Annotated in this window: 22 protein-coding genes; 8 read left to right on the top strand and 14 right to left on the bottom strand. The window is 48.9% G+C overall.

The features are described from left to right. Nucleotides 1–528 carry a GNAT family N-acetyltransferase gene (locus A7975_RS18415; protein ID WP_053374706.1) on the top strand — a complete coding sequence of 176 codons (528 nt, stop codon included), beginning with the start codon at nt 1–3 and terminating at the stop codon, nt 526–528. Between the two features lie 125 nt (nt 529–653). Here A7975_RS18415 and A7975_RS18410 read toward each other — a convergent pair whose 3' ends face one another. Together A7975_RS18410 and A7975_RS18405 are read right to left on the bottom strand one after the other, a co-directional pair. After that, nucleotides 654–1334, bottom strand: coding sequence for an HAD family hydrolase (locus A7975_RS18410; protein WP_065386080.1), 681 nt, complete (start codon nt 1332–1334; stop codon nt 654–656). Between the two features lie 137 nt (nt 1335–1471). Beyond that, nucleotides 1472–1768: a hypothetical protein gene (locus A7975_RS18405; protein WP_053374704.1), complete on the bottom strand. Its 297-nt coding sequence runs from the start codon at nt 1766–1768 to the stop codon at nt 1472–1474. A gap of 147 nt (nt 1769–1915) precedes the next feature. On the opposite strand from A7975_RS18405, the gene A7975_RS18400 reads away from it, so the two are divergent. Further along, on the top strand, nt 1916–2680 hold the full coding sequence (locus tag A7975_RS18400; protein WP_065386079.1) for a tryptophan-rich sensory protein: 765 nt from the start codon (nt 1916–1918) through the stop codon (nt 2678–2680). Between the two features lie 82 nt (nt 2681–2762). Beyond that, entirely contained in the window at nt 2763–3551 is a 789-nt protein-coding gene (gene asd / locus A7975_RS18395) for an archaetidylserine decarboxylase (protein WP_065386078.1), read from the top strand. A 109-nt stretch (nt 3552–3660) separates the two neighbouring features. Here asd and A7975_RS18390 read toward each other — a convergent pair whose 3' ends face one another. Continuing rightward, nucleotides 3661–4446, bottom strand: a complete 786-nt coding sequence (locus tag A7975_RS18390) for a helix-turn-helix domain-containing protein (RefSeq protein ID WP_053374701.1) — start codon at nt 4444–4446, stop codon at nt 3661–3663. A gap of 207 nt (nt 4447–4653) precedes the next feature. On the opposite strand from A7975_RS18390, the gene A7975_RS18385 reads away from it, so the two are divergent. Next, nucleotides 4654–5958, top strand: coding sequence for an aminotransferase class I/II-fold pyridoxal phosphate-dependent enzyme (locus A7975_RS18385; protein ID WP_053374700.1), 1305 nt, complete (start codon nt 4654–4656; stop codon nt 5956–5958). Nucleotides 5959–6063: 105 nt separating this feature from the next. Here the strand turns inward: A7975_RS18385 and A7975_RS18380 are convergent, their stop codons facing one another. The 6 genes from A7975_RS18380 to A7975_RS18355 form a co-directional block, all read right to left on the bottom strand. Next, nucleotides 6064–7311: an ABC transporter permease gene (locus tag A7975_RS18380; protein WP_065386077.1), complete on the bottom strand. Its 1248-nt coding sequence runs from the start codon at nt 7309–7311 to the stop codon at nt 6064–6066. Further along, a complete protein-coding gene (locus A7975_RS18375; RefSeq protein ID WP_053374698.1) occupies nt 7311–8060 on the bottom strand; it encodes an ABC transporter ATP-binding protein in 750 nt (249 codons plus the stop codon). The genes A7975_RS18380 and A7975_RS18375 overlap by 1 nt, the downstream gene beginning before the upstream one ends. A 115-nt stretch (nt 8061–8175) precedes the next feature. Next, nucleotides 8176–9420 carry an S-layer homology domain-containing protein gene (locus A7975_RS18370; RefSeq protein WP_053374697.1) on the bottom strand — a complete coding sequence of 415 codons (1245 nt, stop codon included), beginning with the start codon at nt 9418–9420 and terminating at the stop codon, nt 8176–8178. Nucleotides 9421–9541: 121 nt separating this feature from the next. Beyond that, on the bottom strand, nt 9542–10957 hold the full coding sequence (locus A7975_RS18365; RefSeq protein WP_065386076.1) for a DEAD/DEAH box helicase: 1416 nt from the start codon (nt 10955–10957) through the stop codon (nt 9542–9544). 26 nt (nt 10958–10983) lie between these two features. Next, complete coding sequence (locus tag A7975_RS18360) at nt 10984–11757, bottom strand: SDR family NAD(P)-dependent oxidoreductase (protein WP_053374695.1); 774 nt, start codon at nt 11755–11757, stop codon at nt 10984–10986. Between the two features lie 77 nt (nt 11758–11834). After that, entirely contained in the window at nt 11835–12296 is a 462-nt protein-coding gene (locus tag A7975_RS18355) for a chemotaxis protein CheX (RefSeq protein WP_053374694.1), read from the bottom strand. Nucleotides 12297–12464: 168 nt separating this feature from the next. Here A7975_RS18355 and A7975_RS18350 point away from each other — a divergent pair, with 168 nt between their 5' ends. Beyond that, nucleotides 12465–13475, top strand: a complete 1011-nt coding sequence (locus tag A7975_RS18350) for a zinc dependent phospholipase C family protein (protein ID WP_065386075.1) — start codon at nt 12465–12467, stop codon at nt 13473–13475. A gap of 49 nt (nt 13476–13524) precedes the next feature. On the opposite strand, the gene A7975_RS18345 is transcribed toward A7975_RS18350, so the two are convergent. Next, the gene (locus A7975_RS18345) at nt 13525–14523 is read right to left on the bottom strand and encodes an HRDC domain-containing protein (RefSeq protein ID WP_065386074.1); all 999 of its coding nucleotides are present in this window, start codon (nt 14521–14523) and stop codon (nt 13525–13527) included. Nucleotides 14524–14743: 220 nt separating this feature from the next. Here A7975_RS18345 and A7975_RS18340 point away from each other — a divergent pair, with 220 nt between their 5' ends. Next, on the top strand, nt 14744–15040 hold the full coding sequence (locus tag A7975_RS18340) for a DUF3055 domain-containing protein (RefSeq protein WP_176707761.1): 297 nt from the start codon (nt 14744–14746) through the stop codon (nt 15038–15040). A 51-nt stretch (nt 15041–15091) separates the two neighbouring features. Continuing rightward, nucleotides 15092–15370: a hypothetical protein gene (locus tag A7975_RS18335; protein ID WP_053374691.1), complete on the top strand. Its 279-nt coding sequence runs from the start codon at nt 15092–15094 to the stop codon at nt 15368–15370. 85 nt (nt 15371–15455) lie between these two features. Here the strand turns inward: A7975_RS18335 and A7975_RS18330 are convergent, their stop codons facing one another. Beyond that, nucleotides 15456–16811 carry a dicarboxylate/amino acid:cation symporter gene (locus A7975_RS18330; RefSeq protein ID WP_053374690.1) on the bottom strand — a complete coding sequence of 452 codons (1356 nt, stop codon included), beginning with the start codon at nt 16809–16811 and terminating at the stop codon, nt 15456–15458. 375 nt (nt 16812–17186) lie between these two features. After that, nucleotides 17187–17966 (bottom strand): phytanoyl-CoA dioxygenase family protein, encoded by a 780-nt coding sequence (locus A7975_RS18325; RefSeq protein WP_053374689.1) that lies wholly within the window; start codon nt 17964–17966, stop codon nt 17187–17189. 125 nt (nt 17967–18091) lie between these two features. Here A7975_RS18325 and A7975_RS18320 point away from each other — a divergent pair, with 125 nt between their 5' ends. Then, nucleotides 18092–18979 (top strand): helix-turn-helix transcriptional regulator, encoded by an 888-nt coding sequence (locus A7975_RS18320; RefSeq protein ID WP_065386073.1) that lies wholly within the window; start codon nt 18092–18094, stop codon nt 18977–18979. Between the two features lie 14 nt (nt 18980–18993). On the opposite strand, the gene A7975_RS18315 is transcribed toward A7975_RS18320, so the two are convergent. Next, entirely contained in the window at nt 18994–19758 is a 765-nt protein-coding gene (locus A7975_RS18315) for a metallophosphoesterase (protein ID WP_053374687.1), read from the bottom strand. A gap of 76 nt (nt 19759–19834) precedes the next feature. Continuing rightward, entirely contained in the window at nt 19835–21640 is a 1806-nt protein-coding gene (locus A7975_RS18310; protein ID WP_065386072.1) for an ABC transporter ATP-binding protein, read from the bottom strand. Nucleotides 21641–21649 lie beyond the last annotated feature (9 nt).

Here is a 21649-nt window from a genome sequence, read left to right as displayed (position 1 = left end):
ATGGAGCTGGAGCTGCTTACACCAGAGGGTTGGTTGCTGGAGCAAAAAAGACTTATCGGCTTTGCCATCCGTTTTGGGGATAAGCGGCTCGCTGTCTCTACCATACATGCGCTTCGCAAGCTGGACGGTTCCTTACTTAAAGAAGCTCGCAACGGAACATTTGGCGCAGTTGCTGTGATCGCAAAGCATAGCAGCCGCATCGCCGGCTTTGGCTTTGCCGAGGACGGCGGCGAGGGAGCCTGCATGGTCGTTGTTCATCCCGAAGCAAGGAGCCTTGGAGTCGGCAGCGCCCTCGTTCAAGCGATGATAGCGCGCCTTGGGAAGCTTGCCTGCAACGTGGCGACTGACAATACGGCCAGCATGGCGCTTTGCTTTCGCCTTGGCATGACAGCCGTATCGATGCACAGAGGCCCGACAGGCAAACCGACGCTTCGATTCGAGAGAAACGACGCGCATGCTGCTGACGCTCCACAACCATTAATGAAGCTGGCTGCCGAGCTAGATGGATCGAAGGAAACGCAACAATAATCAAGCATGTACCTGCCAAGGAGCAGCGCATAAGCGCCGCTCCTTGGCAGGTTTTTTTCTTTGGCTTTCTGAGAAAACGTTATTGAAGACATCGAACATGATTACAGGTTATAGCCGTTCAAGTACTATTGTTGATCCAATAAGCGAGCAAGCTCTCTGAAATCGGCAATCAGCACATCCGCACCGTCAAGCTCTGCCGCCCGGCCATAGGTCGCGTATGCGCAGCCGATCGTTTGGAGGCCATTTCCTTTTCCAGCTTCAACATCCGATGAACGGTCGCCGACCATCCAAGCGGATTTAACACCATGATCCTTGAGCAGACGTGCTACCAGATCGACCTTGCTTGCCGTTGCGTACTCTCCCGCGCTGTACAAACCGTCAAATAGCTCGGCAATGCCTCTGTGACGTGCGACACCCTTCACATAATCCTCTAGCCCATTGCTTGCCACAAACAGCTTCACCCCGCGATCCTTCAGCTCGCGCAGCGTCTCTTCGACATAAGGATACAGCCGGCCTTCTCCTCGGATCAAACCTTCCATCTCGTATTGGAGCAGCAGAACATCCGCACGCTGACGCGCAGCCTCCGAGCTGTCCGGCATAACCTGACGCCAAATATCTTCCAGCAGCATGCCTAGGCAGCTGAGCAAACGTTCCACTGGCGGCGTCTCATGCTCGTAGAGCCCCTCCTCCCGAAGCGTCTCGAACACGCGGTGATGCACGGGCACAAGCAGCGTATCCGTTTCAAACAACGTTCCATCCATATCAAATATGACAGCCTCAGGCACTTGAAGCTTATGTTCGCTCATGATCCAAATCCCCCTTCAAAGTCTGCTCTTATCATACTGGAATAGGGGAAAGCATCGCAAGCTTGAACGCAGGTTTCTACGGTTCTTCACCTTAATCAGGAACAGCGTAAATGAATTCACGTACCGGGATGGAAAGGTTACTTATAGCTGAAAAGCGAAGCGGGAAGCATCGCGATTCTCCCGATCGCATAAGGTCCGAGATAGGCGCCGCTTGCGAGAAAAACGGGATTCTCAAGCACGCGGTGCACCTCTGTCATAAATAACGTGCCGTCCGCAATCGTCCCCAAAACGGCGTCTGCCGACACAACAAAAAACAAAAAAGCCGCTGCTACGGCTATCCCGTCAAAAATACGGCTGATTGTGCCGCTCATTTTGCTAATCCATGCTATTAATGCAGAACCAACCGCAAGTCCTGCACCGATCATGATCATCATGTCCTTCACCTCTAGAATCAGGTTCGGTTATTTTAGCGCGGCTTAAACCTAAGCTCACTGCATGAAAAACAGACAAGATGAATAAATAGCATACAGGTTGTTTACATATGATAAAAGATTGAAATCCATCTGGATGGAGGGTTTGCTATGAAAAATCATTTTCGATGGTTGAACGTCATCGGCCTCGCTGCCGTGCTTATTGTGAATGGACTGGCAGAATGGCTGCCGATTAACGGCCAAACGACCGGAGAGTTATCCGCTAAGTATCCCGTGCTGATCACGCCTGCGCCTTACGCTTTCTCCATTTGGTCCGTCATCTACCTGCTCTTAATCGGATTCGTCGCTTATCAGCTTAGGCAGCAGGCCGCAAGCAGCAAAATCGTTCAGAGCATCGGGCCGTGGTTTTTAATCAGCTGTCTCTTCAATTGCGCTTGGATCCTCGCCTGGCATTATGAGAAGCTGACGGCCAGCGTTTTCATCATGCTAGCGCTTCTCCTATCGCTTATTGCCATTTATACCGCCGTTCGAAGGGATAAGCCTTCACCGGCTCGCGGCGAACGTTTTTTGGTTTGGCTTCCATTCAGCATATACCTTGGCTGGATTTGCACCGCAACGATTGTGAACATCGCGGTCGTCTTGTATGCTGCCGGAAGGAATGGCCCCCTCATGACAGACATTGCTTGGACCGTTATCCTGATAGCCGCAGCCAGCCTGCTTGCTCTTGTCATCGGCTTCAAATATCAAGATGCCGCTATCATCCTTGTATTCATTTGGTCGTTTATCGCAATTGCGGTTAAGCAGGGGCAGCAGCCCGAGGTTAGCCTCGCAGCATGGATCGGCGCAGCAGTCCTGGCAGCGGCAGCCGCCGTCCTATTAATGAAAGCGAGCAAAAGGAATTCCGCAGCGTATTGAAAATTAGAACCGAATATGTCACACTGTGTGGTGGGTGTTAGGACTAATTGCCCCTTGCAGGAAAGGACGTGACGGTTCACGTATGACAAAATGGCTGCTTCGTTCGATGACAGAATTAAGTTCGCGCAAATGGATATCCAGCTTAACCGGAAGATTCGCGCAATCGGCTGCCAGCCGCCCTTTTATTTCCCGGTTTGCTAAGACATACGGCATTAAGATCGAGGAAGCAGAAAAACCTCTATCCCAATATATGACATTAAATGAATTTTTCACTCGGCGGTTGAAGCCTGGGCTTCGCGAGATTCACGAGGGCATTGACTCGCTCGTAAGTCCCGTTGATGCTCTTATCACGGGAGCAGGGCCGATAAGCAGCGGTACAATCGTCAACGTCAAAGGTCAGGACTACACGATCGAAGAGCTTCTTAACCGTTCCCCGCGAACGGCTAATTATATGAATGGCTATTATATCGTCCTCTATTTAAGTCCGACGGATTATCACCGCATTCACACCCCTGTCAGCGGGCGGATTGTGGAGCGCGAGCATGTTCTCGGCAGAGTGTATCCCGTAAATGACTTTGGGCTGCGCCATATGCGCAGAGTGCTAAGCCGCAACGAGCGGCTGATTACGTACATGCAGCATTCTGCTGGAGAGACGGCTGTCGTCAAAGTAGGAGCCATGAATGTGAGCAGCATTCAATACGTACAGCCGTTGAAACCTGAAATGGTCAAGGGCGAGGAGCTGGCCTATTTCGAATTTGGCTCTACCGTCGTGCTGCTGCTTGAGGATGGAACGTTTACCCCGCGCGATAACGGCCTGCTAGGGATGAAGGTTCGAATGGGCGAGCGTTTGGGGGCCCTTCAAGACAATTAGCATACGAAGCGCGTTGACGCAAATAAAGAGGCTGTCTTCCGAGGTCATTGACCTTGAAAGACAGCCTCTTTTGCGCGCGATCAGATGAGCAGCAGCGCATCCTTATTACTTACCGAATTTCTGACGGGCTGCGTCCCGTATACTGCTTGAATTGACGGCTGAAGAAAAAAATATCGCGATAGCCAAGCGCATCCGCTACCTCTGTCACATTCATCCCTGCATGCATGAGCAAATGCTGCGCCCGCTCGATTCTTGTACGAATCATATACGTTTGCACCGACATCCCGATCAGCTCCTTGAACTTCATCGAAAAATACCTTGGCGAAAGCTGCGCGCGCATCGCAAGATCCTCTACCCGGTGGGCGATGCTCGGGTTTTGCCGAACAAAGTTAGCCACCTCGTGAATGGCTTCCGTGAGCTGATTGCTTGCCTTCTTCTCTACCGGCAGCTGCTTGTCCTCTCTGAGCAGATGAATCATCAGCTGCTTGAGAACAAGCTGCGCCTCTTCCTCCGCCGCATAAGTCTGTACAAGGAACAGCCTTACATAACGGGAAAGCATATATTCGAAATCGACAGTATCGCTTAATTGCCTGTACCGATTCGGTACGGCATCGATCGTTTCGTTAATGGCAAAATGAATGTAGGATAATACGAGCGGCTTCTGCGGATTATGGGTAGCACTTGTGTAATCGTTTGGCCTGAACAGGAAACAGCTCCCCGGTCCTACCTGATAGAGGGTGCCATTGACTTCTACTTCCCCTTCGCCGCTCCATACGTAAAATAAATCAAAATTGGCCATCGGCTTCTCGCGTCTCGCCCATCTCCAACCCGGCTCGCATACGATTTTTGCAAACGCAGGTAACAGGATGAACGATTCAGGCGAAATGTGCAGCATAGAGCAACCTCCTGTGCTAATCTATGCCGTTATCATACAACAGCACCAAACTTTTGTACAAGCTGCCCAAAAATTACGAAAAATTTTGGTTTGAGAATGGTTTGCAGCTTTAAAAAAATGTTATAATAGCACCCGACAAGCGTAAACGGCTAACGCCTGATTATACTCATTTCAAATGAATGATTTCGGAAGGATGGAATAAAGTCCATGAACCCACTTGCTCAGCAGTTAAACGAGACGTTGCAATCGGAGAGTCCGAACGTCTATGCGATGTTGTCAACCTTAGGCAAAGCGATTTATTTTCCAAAAGAGGGCATACTCAGTCAGTCCGCCGAAGCGAAGACGAAAGCAACTAAATTTAACGCTACGATCGGTATTGCAACAGAAGGCGGACAGCCGATGCACCTTAAGGTCATCCAGGATACGCTCTCTGCCTACAATCCGAAAGATATATATGAATATGCGCCGCCAGGCGGGAAGCCCGAGCTTCGCGCTGCTTGGCGTACGAAGATGATTAAGGATAATCCTTCCCTTGAATCAAAAGGTTTCGGCAATCCTGTAGTTACGAACGCACTGACGCATGGCCTTAGCATTGTAGCCGATTTGTTCGCAGATGCTGGCGATGCTGTTGTCATTCCAAATAAAAACTGGGAAAACTACGAGCTGACATTTGGTATCCGCCGCGGTGCCGAAATCGTAGAATACCCGCTCTATAATGATCAAACCCGCTTCAACAGCGCTGGCTTGCGCGAGGCATTGCTTGCTCAGAAGGATAAAGGGAAAGCGATCGTCGTGCTGAATTTCCCGAACAACCCTACGGGCTACACGCCAGGACCTACGGAAGGCGACGAGATTATCGCTGCGATCCGTGATGCCGCGGAAGCAGGAATCAATGTTGTAGCTGTAACCGACGATGCTTATTTTGGTTTGTTCTTCGAGGATTCCTTGCAGGAGTCTCTGTTCTCCAAGCTTGCCGACCTTCACCCGCGCGTCCTTGCAGTTAAAGTTGACGGCGCAACAAAAGAAGAATACGTATGGGGCTTCCGCGTGGGCTTCATCACTTACGCTTCAGCTTCGGCATCCGTTTTAGCTGCGCTAGAGCAAAAAACGACCGGCATCATTCGCGCTACGATCTCCAGCGGCCCTCATCCGTCGCAAACGTTCGTATTGCACGCTTTGAAATCGCCTGAGTTCGAAGCTCAAAAAGCAGAAAAATACGAGATCATGAAGCGCCGTGCCAACCGGGTCAAATCGTTGCTCGACAGCGGCCGATACGGCGATGTATGGGGCTATTATCCATTCAACTCCGGTTACTTTATGTGCCTCAAGCTGAGCCAAGTAACGGCTGAAGCGGTACGTGTCCGTTTGTTGAACGAATATGGCATCGGTACGATCGCTCTAGGCGAGACCGACCTGCGCGTTGCCTTCTCCTGCATCGAGGAAGAAAACCTCGAAGAGCTGTTCGATACGATCTTCAAAGCTGTTAATGAATTGATCGCTCAAAACGTATAATAAGCAAACGCCGCACACTAGCGGCCATTGCAGAATCCGAACATCGAAAAACCCCCTAAGCAGCATGTCTAACTGACGACGCTCCTTAGGGGGTTCTTTTTTTTGTTAATCCTCATCCTCATCCAAGCTGAGCTTCCTGCGCAGCCGACCTGGCCGAATAACCAAATACAGGAGCGCTGCTGCCGCCGCAACCAGCGAAGGAGCATAAACCCCCGATAAGGCTAACGGCAGAGCGACAAATAGCCAGAGCAGCGCCGCACAAATCAGCATGACCATTCGGTCAACCTTCAAATATTGCTCGATTCGCTGCTTTTCCGGCAGAGGATATACATGCTTCCAAACCGAGTGTCGATGGATATGGCGCAGCCCGCCTAGTTGAACGGCGATTAGTCCCATAAAAATAACAAAGGTGATGACAGCGCCGTACCCGGACAGCGACACCGCCTCGGCAAACCAATAAATGATCAAGCAGCCGAGAAAGAGCAGCCGCAAAATAATGCCGCCCATTTCCGTCCTTAGCATGGATGCCGTATAGAGATAAACAAACGTATTCCGGCTCGAATAGGGAATTAGCCGAAGCACCCAAGTTAAATAGGATCTTTTGGCAATGCTCGATGGAAGGGTCGGTACGTCTATGAATAGTCCAAAAAAAACATAATAGCGCCTGCGCGTCCGTGCTTCCTCATCAATCAGCCTCTCCCAAGGAAAACGATGCTTGCTTGGAAGACGGTAAAGCAAGCCAAAAAGAACAACTACGAGCAAGGAAAACAACACGGCTTGCCATACCAGGCAAGTGAGCCACGCCGTAAGAATGGCAGCTGTCGCCAGCCAGCGCAGCAGACGCATAAGACGTCTCATGCTCGGCCAAGTCATCTGGCGCTCTTTCCATGCGCCCCACACATTTCCAGCTTTAAGCGCCGCTGCTGCTACTGCAAGCAGCCATCCCCCGCTAACGGCAGCACCTTGATTATAAATCGGCATGTAAAGAAGAAACACGAGTGCAGCGAGTACGAAACATGCCCTTGTTGTATAGCGGAACGACCGTCTTAAGTAACCTCCCATATTCGCTTCGCGCGGCATTAAAAATACGGTGTCCCCAAGTGCAAGCCAAGTTCGAAGCGGACTCCAGCACAGGACAAGTGTCAAAGCGATAACGCCGACTGTTGCGATGGGAAAGCTAGCTGGCATATGGTGAATCAAGTTGATATAGCCAAGAATCGATGAGATCACGATCAAGGACATAAATGCCGGAAAGCCGCTTTGCCCCATATAGCGAAAATAAGGCAGCGTTTCCTCGCGGAACGCCTTTGCCCTTTGAAGCCACATCGTCTCAAGCTTAGGTTCAGCAGTCATTAGGCTTGGCCCCCAGTAACAAGCTTATAGAAGGCATCCTCCAAAGAACCGCCGCGCAGATCCATCCCGGCAGCTTGCCTGACGTCCTCGAGCGTGCCTAAGGCGACAATTTTGCCGTGATGCATGACGATAAACCGATCGCAATACGTTTCGACTGTAGCCAAAATATGCGAGCTCATTAAAATAGCGGCCCCTTTGCGCTTCACCTCGACCAGCCGCTCAAGAAGGGAGCGAATGCCAAGCGGATCAAGACCAAGAAACGGCTCGTCGATGATGTACAGAGGCGGCTCAGCCAGCAGCGCGTTCATGATCATAACCTTCTGCTTCATTCCTTTGGATAAGTGGGAGGCAAACGCTTTGCGCTTAGGCATCATCTGAAACTGGTTCAGCAGCTCGTCTTCCCTTGCCTCATAGTGCTTGTCCTGCACGCTATATGCCATGCCGGTCAGACGTAAATGCTCCTCTACCGTCAGCTCATCGAACAGCACCGGCGTCTCCGGCACATAAGCAAATGCGCTGCGGTAGCGCTCCGTTTCTTGCTCCAGCGTAACGCCATCAACCTTTACCTCGCCGATCTGCGGCTTCATTAAGCCTAGTATATGCTTGATCGTCGTACTCTTGCCTGCGCCGTTCAGGCCGATAAGGCCTACCATTTCTCCAGCCTTCACCTCAAAGGAGATATCATGCAGCACAGGTCTTTTGGGGCTATAGCCGCCTGTTAAGCCATTTACCTGTAAAATAGGTTCCATCCTATCACCTTCAGCATCACAATTTGTTTTAACTAGTAAACAGCATACCGAATAATTCGCCTAATATCAAAAAAAAGGCATCACCCCAACGGGTGATGCCTCCTTAATTTTATAACTATTTGATTTCAATCGATTTTGCCGTATTATTATCGCCCTTCACCTGAACAAGCTGTCCAGCCTTAAGCAGCGAAGCGTCACCGGAAATCGCAACGTTTGAATCAACGTTATAAATGAAGACAACGGTTTGTGAATTTTCAACTCGGGAAATCGAGATCGTCGACAGTTTGGCTTGCGAGTTGAACGTAACCGAACCAATATACCCAAGCTCCGAGAATGAAGAAACGACAGGGGCCGATTTCGTAACCTCAATGAATACCACTTTATTCAGATACGTACGGACAAGCACCTCATCGCCTGCGCGCAGTGCGCTTAGTGGCGCTTTCTTATCATCGCGGAAAATGAATACATTCGAATCAATCGCCAATGCTGTTTCCGAGTTATCCGCTTTTACTACCGTCAGGCTGCCATTTGCAGGCGCTGCCTTCAGCTTGCCTGTGATCGCTTGCGCGTCGTGATCCGGCATTTCGGTATCCGTACGATCAAGCAGCGCGGCGAGCTCTGCGCGGCTAACCGGTTGATTTGGACGGAATGTTTTGCCATGCTTGTCATCATAGCCGGTAATAATCCCTTTCTTAAGGGCAAGGGCAACATAACCGACAGATCCGGCAGGAATCTCCTTAGCATCCTTGAAGTCAAGCTTCGTATTATTGAGAGCTTTGGCCTCGTCTTCCAGTTTAAGCGCTTTAACTAGTAGGATGGTCGACCATAGTCTTGTTGCATTCGCCTCCGGATTTACTTCCGTTTCCGTTTCCGAGAACAAGTCATTTTCAAGCGCGACAGCTACGTAACCGACAGCCCAAGGATATTTGCTTTTGATTTTGTTAGCATCCTTGAATTGCAAATCCGTTTTCATCTCTTCGGCCGACTCCGCTTGAGCGCGAAGACCCATCAATCTGACGGCTGCAGTCAACGTTTCGATGCGGCTAATCTTTTGATTCGGCTTAAACGTGCCGTCCTCGTAGCCTGTGAATACACCCTTCGATGCAAGGCGCATGATGTATTCCATAGCCCATTTCAAATCATTCTCATCTTTGAAATTCCATGTAACTTTATAGTCGCCATCTTTATCTTTCTTATCGTTCTTATCCTGCTTGTCCTCATGACGGCCTTTATCATCATCACGATCTCCGTCATGTCCTTTACCTTTACCGCCATCTGCAAAAGCTGACGTTGCTCCGCCTGCAAGCATTAGCAGCGCAAGCGAGGAAATTGCTGTCTTTTTCCACATTGTTTGTTTCATTAAGAAAGCCACACTCCTTTTTCGATTAGCGGGTTTTGCCGCATTTTTTACCTTCGCCCATACGTTTCGGGTGAGGCTGATCGATTTAAGAGGGTGGCTGTCAAAATAATTTTATTTTATTTTATTGTTCCTTCTCGGCTTCGCGTTTCGCTTTCAACCATTTAGGCGCGCCCTTGTTCTTGCCTTCGCGCTTGCGCTCTACTTTTTTGGGAGCCGGCTTGGCTGCCGGCTTCGGTTTTGGAGCAGCGGCGCCCTTGATTGCAGCCTCGGGCCTTGCTTCCTTCGCTGTACCCGGAGCTTCCTTGCGCTCAATCGACCGTTTCGCCTGCTGCACGTCCGAACGTTCCGCCAGCTTCGCTTCATGACGAGCCGCGAATGGCCGTGTAGCCTCTCTCAGCTCTTCCGCTGTCAGCAGCTTTCCTCTGAACATCGTCCGCTCCGACAAATCGATGCCGAGCTGCTTACGGAATTTCTCCATAATAAACAGCTCCTGCGGCGTCACGATGGATACGACCGTTCCCGCTCGTCCCATCCGTCCGGTACGTCCCGCACGGTGCACATAATGGTCGGCATCCGCCGCCGGATCAAGTTGAACGACTAGCGTCAGTCCTTCAATATCCAGTCCGCGCGCGGCAACATCGGTCGCGAGCAGCAGCTGGCAGCGCCCATCGCGAAAACGCGCTAGCGTCGCAGCGCGGCGCTGCTTATCTGCATCGCCATACAGAGCTTCCACGGTGAAGCCCTCGTAGCTAAGCTTCGACTCCCAGTTCGAGATGTTATCCGTATCATTTAGGAATAGCAGCGCAGAAGCCGGATTCAGCAAGCGCACGAGCCGCCGTGCTGTATCGGTCTTGTCCCGTTTGTCGCTGACGATAAAATAATTGTCAATCGTCTGCGAGACGCGGTGCTCCGGCGTAATTTGAATGCGCTCCGGATTCTTCATCCAGCGTCCTTCAAAGCGTGCCATCTGATCGGGATACGTCGCGGAGAAAAACGCGATCTGCCGATCTTTGCCCACGCTATGCAAAATTATTTCGACCTCTTTCGTCGAGCCGAGCTGGAACACCTGATCCGCTTCATCAATAACGACGTTATTGACATCATTCAATCGAAGCTTGCGCAGCTTAAGCAGCTCATGAATGCGTCCCGGCGTTCCGATAACGAGCTGCGGGCGAAGCTTAAGCTTCTCCACTTGGCGCTTTAGGGCCGCCCCTCCGATCAACTGCTGAACACGTATGTTGATCGGCTCGGCATAAGCCTCCGCAACGCGTACGATTTGCATAGCCAGCTCTTGTGTCGGCGCCAAAATAATTGCCTGTATCGCGTTCGAATGCGAATTCAGCTTTTGAAGCAGCGGCAGCAAATAAGCCAGCGTCTTGCCGGTACCCGTCTGCGATCTTGCTGACACATTGCTTCCGCCTAGTAGAATCGGTATCGTCTCCGCTTGTACGTCGGTTGGCTCGACGATTCCGTTTGCCGCCAGCTTATCCGCGAGCAGCTCATTAATGCCTATTTCATTCCAAGTATACTTACTCATTCTTTAATCCTCTCTCATTCAAGCCTTTATTTTCGATTGATCAATCCGCCGAACAACAGGTCGATCGTCCGCGGCAGCAATTGATATAGCTTTATACCAATAGAAGCTGTTTTGGGCAGGTCCAGCTCAGCTTTCCTCCGCTCAATCAAACGAATGATTCGTTTGACAACGTACTCTGGCTTCATCATAAACCAATTCACATTTTTTACGTAAGAGCCGGAAGGATCAGCCAGCGAGAAAAAAGGAGTATCGATCGGCCCCGGATTAACTGCTGACACCTGTATCCCATGCTCGCGAAGCTCCATTCGGAGCGAATTCGTAAAGCCAAGCACAGCATGTTTCGTAGCGGTATAGCTGGTTGACTTTGCGGTGCCTATCTTTCCAGCGAGGGAAGCAATATTCACAATTTGTCCGCCGCCCTGCTTCACCATATGGGGGATGACAGCCTTCGTGCAGCGAACAATTCCCATATAGTTCGTATCCATCATTTGCTCAAAGCTTTCCACATTCATGCTCATAAAATACTCGAATTGCCCGTACCCTGCATTGTTCAGCAACACATCTATTTTACCGTATTTCGCAATGACGGCTTCTACCGTTTGCTTCACCTGCTCATTATCGGTAACATCCATTTGAAAGTATGAATGCTTGCCTTTAATGGCGCCGGAGATTTCTTTAAGCTTATCGACGTTGCGTCCTGTCAGCACAGGGATTGCGCCGCGCTCAGCAAGTCTTATTGCCGTAAGCGCCCCGATTCCGCTTGAAGCTCCGGAGATAAAAATGACTTTGTCTTTTAACATCCAACATCACCCATTTACAAGTTTACTTGATTGGCATTACAGACGCAAAAAAAGCTCCCTAAGGAGCCATTCCTGTGCTAAGATGCGATTAAAACTTGGATGTCAAGTTCTCCGATACCTTCCATAATGAGCGGAATCGTCAGCGCCTTTTGTGCGCTAAAGCCCGCTGATTGAGCAGACTGGATAACCTTCGGCGGCGTAATATCAACTCTAACGCCTTGGTTAAACAGCATCGTGCTGGCATTTCCGCTAATCATATTGCCAAGCTCAGAAATAGCACTCTTCACAATTTCGTCGATTTCAGAGATAACGTATCCGCCCATCATCGCAGAAACCATTTTCATAGCTACTTCTTCGCTAAGCCCGAATACAATGTCACCGTTCATCTGTCCGTTGAGTCCAATTTGAATCCAAATATAGTTCTCTACAAACTTGATATCCTTAAGACCTAGCTCTCCGGTCGCAGGACGTATTTGAACGACTTGCTCAATCACGATTTTTGCGGATTCAAGAAACGGGTTAATGTACTCTGCCTTCATAATGAAGATACGCTCCTTTTCGACAAAATTCGCGCTTTGTCTTGTTTAATTTATATTATACTTAATTCACTAGGACAAGTATACTATAAATGAATAATATACAACTAAAGAACTATATTTTTTTATTGAAAATTGTAGAATGATGGTAGGAATGGAGGTGGCTCTTCTATGCCTAACGTATGGGCTCATTTTATTTTTGGACAGCTAGTGTTTGAAAAGCTTGGAGAAAGCGCGCTTCTGCAAACCGATGAGCAAAAAAATATATTTAATATGGGCTGCCAAGGTCCTGATTTTTTATTTTATCACCGTTTTTTCCCGTGGCAGCGCAGTTTAGCCCTTAACCGTCTGGGAACTGAGATGCATAACCGGAATTGCGGACCTGTCCTCGTAGAAATGCTCGACTGTGTCAACGGCCGACCGGCCTGCCCTAAACGTCCTGATTCCTCCATCTTATATACGCTTGGTTTTGTTTTGCATCATATTCTAGATCGGAACCTGCATCCGTATGTATTCAGCAAATCTGGGTTTCGCAAGTGGGATCATCAGCGGTTTGAAATTATGATGGACACTGTAATTGCCAAGAAGCTGTGGGGCGTTGAAACGTGGAAAAATGCCGTTTGGAAGCATATCGATACGAAAGGTGCCTTTCCCCCGCCAATTGTAGACGCTTTCGAATCCATTGTTGCGGCGTATTACGCAGAGCTTGCTCCGCATATTCGCCGTGAGGATTGGAACCAAGCAAACCGTGATTTTACGAAAGCGCAGCGATTATTCCATGATCCGACCGGCATTCGCCGCAGGCTGACCTTCGGACAAATGGAGCCCTTTGTGTATAAAAGAGGCCCGCTGCCCTTTGATGTGTTAAATGAAGCAGAGCAGCCATGGCTAGATCCAGTTGACGGCAGCACCTATCACGATCAAAGCGTCTGGACGTTATGGGACAATGCTTTGTCAGACGCGCTTGAGGTCTTAGGCGCTATCCTCATATGGCTAAGGGCCCACGAGGGGCCTCAACATACGAAAGAGGATCGCATCCATGTCCGGCAGCTGCGTGAGGCGGCCATAGCTTTAATTGGCAACCGCTCCTACGAAACCGGCTTAAACTGCGATTCAGGAGCTGCCATCGGCTTTGCAAATACGGTATGGGCTGACCAGCCAGGCATTACGAGGGCTCCTTAACAAGTGGAGCCTTCGGCTGCCCATCTTCAGCTTACTTAATAAAGCAGAACTATACGGCTTTGCTTGTCAGGCTTCTGCGATAACGAAGCCTGATCAAGCGCAGTCGTTCATACAAAACATCTACAGGCTTGTTTAGCTGGGAAGCATCCGATGAACCGTATACCTGCTGAAGCACCGGCTTTAAATACTTATCCCCCACATCGGTTAGCGCAGCCCATACAAGCTGCTGCTCATCTTCAGGCACATCAATCAACTCCCTTGCAATGAGTGGATCAACATTATAGCCTTCCAGCTCAAGCTGCTCGATCCGGTCCATCAGCTCGCGCCTTGAAAGCGCAAGCTCGGCGCCTAGCTGCTCGAGCGAGCCGCCCTCCTGCACCGTCGTTAAAATATGTTTTTTGGCTGCATGTCGATCCATCTGAGCTTTATATTTAGTTTCCTTTTGTTTATAGAGCCACTGGGTGTACGTTGCCGAATCCAGCTTCTCCACTACCCATTGAAGCGGAAATTCCGTTTCACGGTTTGCTTGTGCCGTTATCTCCAACACTTCTAGACCATAGGAGGCGTGCTTCGTGCTTCCCCACCCGGGAATTTGGGCAAGCTCTTCCGCCGTCTTCGGTACAAAGGCGCTAATCATCCACAAAATTCTATTGGTTGCGATAAGATAGGCCGAGCGTTTCTCCGCCGCCGCTTTGGTTCGGCGCCACTCTCTCAGCGCGCCGAAGAGCTCCTCGCTCGCATGCAGCTCGCCATAGCATTGCAGCATCATCCCGAGGCTTCCCGGCGTTGTACGGCGATCATCCAGCATACCGTCTATGATTGGTACAAAGCCCTCTCCCATCACCTTTGCAATGCCATGCCGAAAGGAAACCATCATTTCCTCCCATGATATCCCTTCAAACCAGGTTTGCGGGTTTCCGCTACTTGCTTCTCCCTCAACCCACAGCACAGCCCATTCGCCCTGACGCTCGCAGATTGACAGCTGCGCGCTTACGACCTGATGATCATCGCTTGGCTTCTCGAACGTATTCATAAAAACGATTTGCATGGTTACCTCAATCCTCCAATAAATAGATAATTGCGAATGAATTGAACGGCAGAGAGACTGCCAGAAAACAAAAAAAAGCACCTCCTCTGCCTAAGGCAAAGGAGGTGCTTCCTCTCACGTTCAATGATTCGATTGCTTTCATGCTATCATAATGATTTCTTTATTACAAGCATTTTGTTGTTGTATAATGATTGTAATAATGGAGTGGAGGCTATACAACATGCTGTTGCCAGATTTTGATTTTATGTCCGATTCGACCGAGGATACATCTACACGTTATGTAACGTTTATCGGTCCAAGCTTAAAGCGTTTTGATCTTGCCATCACGTCCACGAGCCGCTTCTACGGCAAGAAGCTGGTAACCGATTTGCAGTTCGGCAAAACCGCGATTATCGGCCCGGATGACCTGGAAGAGGAAGGTTATTTGGAATTCACGTTTAAGCTGACGGAGGAAGAAGCCGCCGAGCTTGCTCAGTTCTTGTACTTTGTTGTAGGAACGGTGCATTTTACCGATTAATCAGGGTACACTGAAATGGTAATACAATACCATTTCAGGAGGAGTTTACTGATGGATCGGTTTATTCATGAGAATCGCCAGCCGTATACAGATGTATCGACAGTAGAATCGCAGCGTAACGATCTAATACCGGAGGAGTTCCCGGATGGTCCTTATGGCTCTGACCTGCGGATGGAATCACTAGGCAAAAGCACACCATGGCGAATTGACCAGCGGCCATCAAACCGCTTCGACTATGAGAATCGAGCGCTTCACGAGGATTTGCCGCGCGACTATCCAGGAGAAGACGAGTACGGTCATACTTTTCCAGAGGTGCATGACGAACCGTAATCAAGCAAGCGTTTAGTTTAGCACGCAGCATACAAAAACAGGTCGAAGCATATTCTGCTCCGACCTGTTTATTTTTTTATACTTATTATGCAGGGTTAAGCTCTAGGTCATCCTCATCGCCGCGATTAAACGCTTCGCGATCGAATTCACCTTCGGAGTTCGCAACAAGCAGCGCCGTTACCGTAGTACCCGTTGCATTAACTGCTGTACGGCCCATATCGATCAGCGATTCTACCGCTACTACAAGCGCGATACCTTCAAGCGGAAGCCCAACCGCAGTAAGTACAACTGTTGTAGAGATTGAAGCTGGTCCTGGAACGCCTGCTACACCGATCGAAGAGATAATGCTCACGAGAACGATAAGCACATAATCCGTTGCAGAAAGCGAAATGCCGTATACTTGAGAGACGAATACCGATACGACAGCCGGCCATACGCCGCCGCAGCCGTTAAAGTTCATTGTCGCACCCAGCGGAGCAACGAAGCTGGCGATTTTTGGCGATACGCGAAGACGTTTCGTAATAACTTCAAGATTGATCGGAAGCGTAGCAAAGCTGCTGCGCGTCGTAAAAGCTACCGCTACAGTCGGATAAGCTTTTTTGAAAAATTTCAAAGGATTAACTTTCGCGACGAACGACACTAGGCCGCCGAATACGAACACAAAATGAAGAATAAGCGCGATATAGCTTACCGCTATTAACATCGCAAGCGGCTGCAGCGTCTCCCAGCCATATCTTGCTGCCATAACCGCGATCAATGCGTATACGCCATATGGCGTGAAGCGAAGAACGAATTTAACCACTTGGTGCATAATGACAGTCGCGGATTGGATGAACGCTTTAAACGGCTGAACCGAATCCGGATTTTTTGCTCCTACTTTAACAATGGCAATCGCAATGAATAAGGCAAAAATAAGGATAGGCACTACTTTGCCGTCCGCAGCATCGCTGATCGGGTTGGAAGGCACTTGATCCAATATAACTTTGAAGAAGCTAGGTACCTCGCGAGCTTCAAAATTTTCTGGCTTCGTTAATTCAAAGCCAGCCCCTGGGTTAATTGCCGATGCTACTAGAAGTCCGATAATAGCCGCTACCCCAGTTGTCGCTAAAAACCAACCGATCGTCTTCACGCTAAGCTTGCGTAAAAACTCTATATTCGTAATCGAGATGATACTGTTGATTACAAGAACAAAAACGAGTGGAATAACGATCATCCGAATAAGATTGATATAGATGGAGCCGATTGTGCCTACGCCCTCAGTGTCCAGCTTAAAGTTGTTAAAAATGATGCCTGCAACAAGGCCAAGGCCCAGCGCGACCAGCACCCGTGTTCCAAAGCCCACCCGCTTCTTCGCCAAGAAGTAAAGGCCGCCAAGCAGCACTGCGGAAACAACCAACGTAATCCAGTTGTTTTCAATCGCTGTTAATAAGTTATTTTCCATAAAACAACAACCATCCTCTCTGTCTGTATCATATAATTGTATAGCACAAATGAACGTTGAAATTAGTAAAAATATAATTCCGATGAATTTACTGCGCTTTACTTGAAACAATATATCACCGTTAATTATTAGGTGTCAATATGATTTTTTCCTTAACAATCATTGGAATATTCCTATTTATTTCAAATACTTCGAGATTCTATAATTATACTCCGCCAAATCTAATCTATTCTTTACTTCTCCTGCCCTGACCATTTCTCTTTCTGTACGCTGCAATCGATTCTTCAGCTCATGAAATAAAAAAAAGAGGTAATCCTAAAAATTAGGATACCTCCGTTTCGGCAGTACTATTAAACAATGATTCGCGCTTCCTTATTAAGCTTCCACAATTTTATAATTCGGCTTAACGTTATTGAAATCTTTGTTCTCTCCGCTCACCATCAAGCCCATGCCCCAATCGAAATGAACGTTATCCGTCGGAACATCCGCTGCATCCCGGTATTGGAACAGTACGTTTCTGCGCGTTCTTTCGCTTCGGTTGACGTCTGAGCCATGGATGGTCAAATAGTTGAAAAAGAGTACATCCCCTGCTTTTGCCGGGCAAGGTGTGCCAGAGGATATCGGATGCTCCTTATGATTCAGGTAATGCTTGCCCACATGCGGCAGCGGTCCTTGCAAGTGAGAGCCTGGAATGACAGCTAAGCAGCCGTTCTCCTCGTCCGCATCATCCAGATGAACGCTGGCAGCCAGCATGGAGTGATCGCGATGCGGGAAGTAGGGGTAATCCTGGTGCATCGGAAATGCTGCGCCGTTAGCTGGCGGCTTTACAAGCATTTTAGAATGGTGGAGCTGTACGTTAGGACCGATGATTCCATTCAGTGCCGCTACCATATTCGGATGTACGACTGCCCGAGTGAAAGCCGCATCATGATAATGCACGTCATGGAATCCTTTTAGGACAAGCTTCTTAAGCTGGTCGGGCGGCAGGAAGTCACCTTGCCATGCATGGTTTTGCTCGCCCTGGGCAATTGCCGCCCGCTGGATGATCCGCTCAACCGCAGCTCTCATTTCCAGCACCTCTTGCTCGTTAAATACGCCTCTCACCAGCAAATAGCCATTTTCTTTGTAAAATTGCACATCCTCATTGACGATCATGTTCATTCTCCTTATCATATAATTAATTTGAATATGTTTTAATTATAGATAGGACATAGTGATTTCGTATTTGCCTGCCGAAGACAAGTTTTTGCACTATTACGCCACAGGAGCTGATGGTTCATATGTACAATTGGCCAAAAAGCGAAGAGCGCCTTAATCGTTACGCTCGCTTGCTGCAAGGTGAGAGCTTGACCATCCATGTTTATTACTGGGGGGCGGTTCAAAATCTAGCTACTAATGCTGTACATAAGCATTCTTTTTTTGAGGTCTGTTACGTTGCTGGGGGAACTGGGTTTTATGAGGAGGGCAATGTCACTTACCCTTTGCATGAAGGCGTTCTTTTTTGCTCGCGTCCGAATATCCGTCATCAAATTCGCAATGTGGATCAACTGGATTTATTGTATGCCGCCTTTGAGCTGGATGAGAAGCTCTCGAAGCCTGATGAATTCGACTTTTATAATCATGCTCTAAATACCGGACCTATTTGGATGGAGAACCAGCAGCATTCGCCGACTGCCGAGATTTGGCGTTCCCTGCTCGTTCCGAGCGAAGAATGCTTCGCGGTGCCGATCGCTTTGCTGCAGCAGCTTTCGCATGCCCTTATTCTTACTTTTCCTACAATCGTCGGAGGGAAAAATCGAAGCGCGGAAACGATATTGCCGGCTTCAAACGCAGCTATCCTCATAAACAGAGCAAAGCTGTATATTCGCGATAACCTTGGGGGAAGCTTAACGCTCTCGGAGGTTGCCCGTTATATAAATGTATCGGAACGACACTTGTCCAGGCTGTTCTCGCAGAGCGTGCATGAATCATTCTCCATGCTCGTGCGGCATGAGCGGATACGCGCCGCTGAGCAGCTGCTCTCGCAATCCGCAGTGCCTATCAAAACGATTGCCGAGCAATGCGGGTTCTCATCCGTTCATTATTTCTCAAGAAGCTTCTCCGAGGCCAAAGGTATTCCTCCGGCTGCCTTCCGCGTGGCAAGCCGAAAAAATACCGGCCTCGATTAGTCGCTATTGGCTGCTTACAGATCATGAATCGTTATTTCGCTTCGAACCATAAAACGTGCATTTACGCCCGCTTGACCGATCCCTTTGGAAATATAAAAGGCGCCGTTTTCATTCTTATGCAGCCCTTTGTATATTCCTTGGACGGAAAGCGGGCCTTTTGGCTTGAACGCAAAAAAGAACGGCACGTTCAGCTGCTTGCCATGCAGATGACCGGCCATCAAATAATCATAGGGGCGCTTAATGGAAAGAAGCACATTCGGGTCATGTGTGATTACTATTATTGGCTTGCTGTCTTCGATCCCTTTGAAAGAGGGGCGAACGCGGCTATGATGCGTACAATCGTCATCGATGCCGACGAGCTGAAAATCATCAAGCGTGATGTTCTCATTGCGAAGCACGGGAATGCCATGCGCCTGAAACAGATCAAGCAGCCTTTTTAGGCGCGGGAGCTCATAATCGTGATTGCCCAGCACCGCATAGACGGGAATGCCGCAGTCCGCAATCACTTTAAGATAATAACCCGCACGCGGAAGAAAACGTTCCTTGTACGTGTAATCACCTGTCAGAAAAATATAATCCGGCTTAGCCGCCTCGATTTCTTGCCGAATACGCTTCGCGCTTATACGCAGCCTGTCTACGTGCAAATCGCTAATTTGCACTATGCGCTTGTTGATGCCGATGGGGTGGCTGACCTTTTCGATTTTGAGCCACTGGGTTGGGAAGATGAAGAGCAGGTATAAGAGAAGCACGAATGCTGCCAATGTTAGTATAATAGCCAATTGCGCCCTCCTAATCGGTGATTCTGCTTTTGCTCCTATTTTTTCGAGCTATTTTATTAGTATAGTAAAGATGAGGCTATAAAGCTACTTGGAGCTGATTGCCTAGCAAGCTGCTGAACAGTCCCTTCTTGTCCTCCGCGAGCATCATGAAATGGCCGGCCTGCACGATTTTTCCATTATCGAGCACGATAACCTGATCCGCATTGCGAATCGTCGTCAGCCGGTGCGCAATGACGATGACCGTCATTCTCCCCTTTAACCGCTCAATTGCCTCTTGAATCCTGGCTTCATTTAAGCTGTCAAGCGCGCTGGTCGCTTCATCGAGGATGAGGATGGACGGCTTTCTTAAAATCGCTCTAGCCAAAACAAGCCTCTGACGCTCGCCTCCAGATAGACGAATGCCGCGATCGCCGATGAGCGTGTTTAGACCTTGCGGAAGCTTATGAACAAACTCAGCGGCTGAGGAGAACTCCATCGCTTCCCACATTTGGGCCTCACTCGCTTGCGGATCAATCATCAGCAAATTATCTCTGATGGTTCCGTGGAAGAGAAACGGCTCCTGCGGAACGTAACTGATCGATCTTCTAATCGACAATAAGGCTGCATCCGTAAGCCCCTTGCCGTCTACGAGCACTTGGCCGAGCTCGGGCTTTATCAAGCCCATCATCAAGTCGACCAACGTGCTTTTACCGGCACCGGATTGCCCTACGATCGCGGTCATGCTATTTGCTTCAATTCGCAAATTAATCGCTTCGAGCGTGAAGGTGTGCTGCCTCTGATCATAACGGAAGTATACCTGCCGGCATTCCAATTGCTGCTCCAGCTTTAGCGGCATAATATGCTCGCCGCCCAGCTCATCCACATCCATCAATTCCTTGGCAGCGTTGCAATCCTCCTGAAGCTCCATTAATGCTTTAAAGGCTGGCAAGGAGGAGGCGATTTGCTCCATGTTTGCTTGAATGCCCGTGAAACGAGGCCATAGCCGCGAGAAAATAACCATAATCAGCAGCAAATAGCCGCCTTGATTCTCAAATAATAAGACGGATCCAAATACAAAAGCAGCGATCATTATAGCTGAAAACAGCTTGTAAAGGAGCTGCGAATTACTTCGCACCTTCGAATTTTCATACCGTTCATGCGCGATCTTATCGGACCAATCCAGCAGCCAGCGGTAGCGGGACGATTCAAGCAGATTGCTTTTAATATCCTTCATGCCGTTAAAGTGATCCGTAATGCCCGATAAATAGTTTTGTGCCAGTTCGGTCGTGACCGAGCCTATTACTCTGGATTGCTTGATAAATCTTCTGGAGAGGAATGCCACAGCGAGTCCGCAGCATAAAACGAACAAGGTCATTTTGACCGATAAGAGTAAAGCTAATCCAATTTGAATAATCGTAAAGGCGACCGAAGCGATCAACTGTAAAAAAAGAAACGCTCCGTTCGTGACGCGAGCAAGCTCGCCGGTTAACGAATTAATGAGATCCGTCTTCCGTTTTTTCATAAAGAAGCCCCAATTCGCTTGCAGCAGCGCCTTGTAAATTTCTAATCGTATTTGATTGACGAAACCTGTATGGATTCTGATTTCCCTTAAACTTAAATTACGCCCAATAATGCCTTGTGCCGCAACAAGCAAAATGAATAAGGCTAAAATAATGAGCAGCGCTCTTTCTTTAGGAAGGTCCTGCAGCGTTGATAACAATTGAAGACCGGGGATTGAAGCCAGCGGAATATCTACAATGCCAATTACACTAAGCAATGGAGCTAACAATAAAATGCCTGCGCCATCGAGAATACCAACTAGCATCATCCCGACAAGATTGATGTAGAGCACTTTTCCGCCGTAGGCATGCAGCTTTCTAGTAAAATATAATAGATGATTCATCGCTTCATC

It is taken from the genome of Bacillus sp. FJAT-26390, from assembly GCF_001682865.1.
In the GTDB taxonomy this organism is placed as follows: Bacteria; Bacillota; Bacilli; order Paenibacillales; family Paenibacillaceae; genus Pristimantibacillus.
Note: the sequence above shows the minus strand (reverse complement) of the source record. Positions and strands in the feature narration are given on the sequence as shown.

What these genes read in the sequence shown, in the direction of transcription:
- A7975_RS18415 (WP_053374706.1), top strand. Translation starts at nt 1, where the DNA reads ATGGAGCTGGAGCTGCTTACACCAGAGGGTTGGTTGCTGGAGCAAAAA.
- A7975_RS18410 (WP_065386080.1), bottom strand. Translation starts at nt 1,334, where the DNA reads ATGAGCGAACATAAGCTTCAAGTGCCTGAGGCTGTCATATTTGATATG.
- A7975_RS18405 (WP_053374704.1), bottom strand. Translation starts at nt 1,768, where the DNA reads ATGATGATCATGATCGGTGCAGGACTTGCGGTTGGTTCTGCATTAATA.
- A7975_RS18400 (WP_065386079.1), top strand. Translation starts at nt 1,916, where the DNA reads ATGAAAAATCATTTTCGATGGTTGAACGTCATCGGCCTCGCTGCCGTG.
- asd (WP_065386078.1), top strand. Translation starts at nt 2,763, where the DNA reads ATGACAAAATGGCTGCTTCGTTCGATGACAGAATTAAGTTCGCGCAAA.
- A7975_RS18390 (WP_053374701.1), bottom strand. Translation starts at nt 4,446, where the DNA reads ATGCTGCACATTTCGCCTGAATCGTTCATCCTGTTACCTGCGTTTGCA.
- A7975_RS18385 (WP_053374700.1), top strand. Translation starts at nt 4,654, where the DNA reads ATGAACCCACTTGCTCAGCAGTTAAACGAGACGTTGCAATCGGAGAGT.
- A7975_RS18380 (WP_065386077.1), bottom strand. Translation starts at nt 7,311, where the DNA reads ATGACTGCTGAACCTAAGCTTGAGACGATGTGGCTTCAAAGGGCAAAG.
- A7975_RS18375 (WP_053374698.1), bottom strand. Translation starts at nt 8,060, where the DNA reads ATGGAACCTATTTTACAGGTAAATGGCTTAACAGGCGGCTATAGCCCC.
- A7975_RS18370 (WP_053374697.1), bottom strand. Translation starts at nt 9,420, where the DNA reads ATGAAACAAACAATGTGGAAAAAGACAGCAATTTCCTCGCTTGCGCTG.
- A7975_RS18365 (WP_065386076.1), bottom strand. Translation starts at nt 10,957, where the DNA reads ATGAGTAAGTATACTTGGAATGAAATAGGCATTAATGAGCTGCTCGCG.
- A7975_RS18360 (WP_053374695.1), bottom strand. Translation starts at nt 11,757, where the DNA reads ATGTTAAAAGACAAAGTCATTTTTATCTCCGGAGCTTCAAGCGGAATC.
- A7975_RS18355 (WP_053374694.1), bottom strand. Translation starts at nt 12,296, where the DNA reads ATGAAGGCAGAGTACATTAACCCGTTTCTTGAATCCGCAAAAATCGTG.
- A7975_RS18350 (WP_065386075.1), top strand. Translation starts at nt 12,465, where the DNA reads ATGCCTAACGTATGGGCTCATTTTATTTTTGGACAGCTAGTGTTTGAA.
- A7975_RS18345 (WP_065386074.1), bottom strand. Translation starts at nt 14,523, where the DNA reads ATGCAAATCGTTTTTATGAATACGTTCGAGAAGCCAAGCGATGATCAT.
- A7975_RS18340 (WP_176707761.1), top strand. Translation starts at nt 14,744, where the DNA reads ATGCTGTTGCCAGATTTTGATTTTATGTCCGATTCGACCGAGGATACA.
- A7975_RS18335 (WP_053374691.1), top strand. Translation starts at nt 15,092, where the DNA reads ATGGATCGGTTTATTCATGAGAATCGCCAGCCGTATACAGATGTATCG.
- A7975_RS18330 (WP_053374690.1), bottom strand. Translation starts at nt 16,811, where the DNA reads ATGGAAAATAACTTATTAACAGCGATTGAAAACAACTGGATTACGTTG.
- A7975_RS18325 (WP_053374689.1), bottom strand. Translation starts at nt 17,966, where the DNA reads ATGATCGTCAATGAGGATGTGCAATTTTACAAAGAAAATGGCTATTTG.
- A7975_RS18320 (WP_065386073.1), top strand. Translation starts at nt 18,092, where the DNA reads ATGTACAATTGGCCAAAAAGCGAAGAGCGCCTTAATCGTTACGCTCGC.
- A7975_RS18310 (WP_065386072.1), bottom strand. Translation starts at nt 21,640, where the DNA reads ATGAATCATCTATTATATTTTACTAGAAAGCTGCATGCCTACGGCGGA.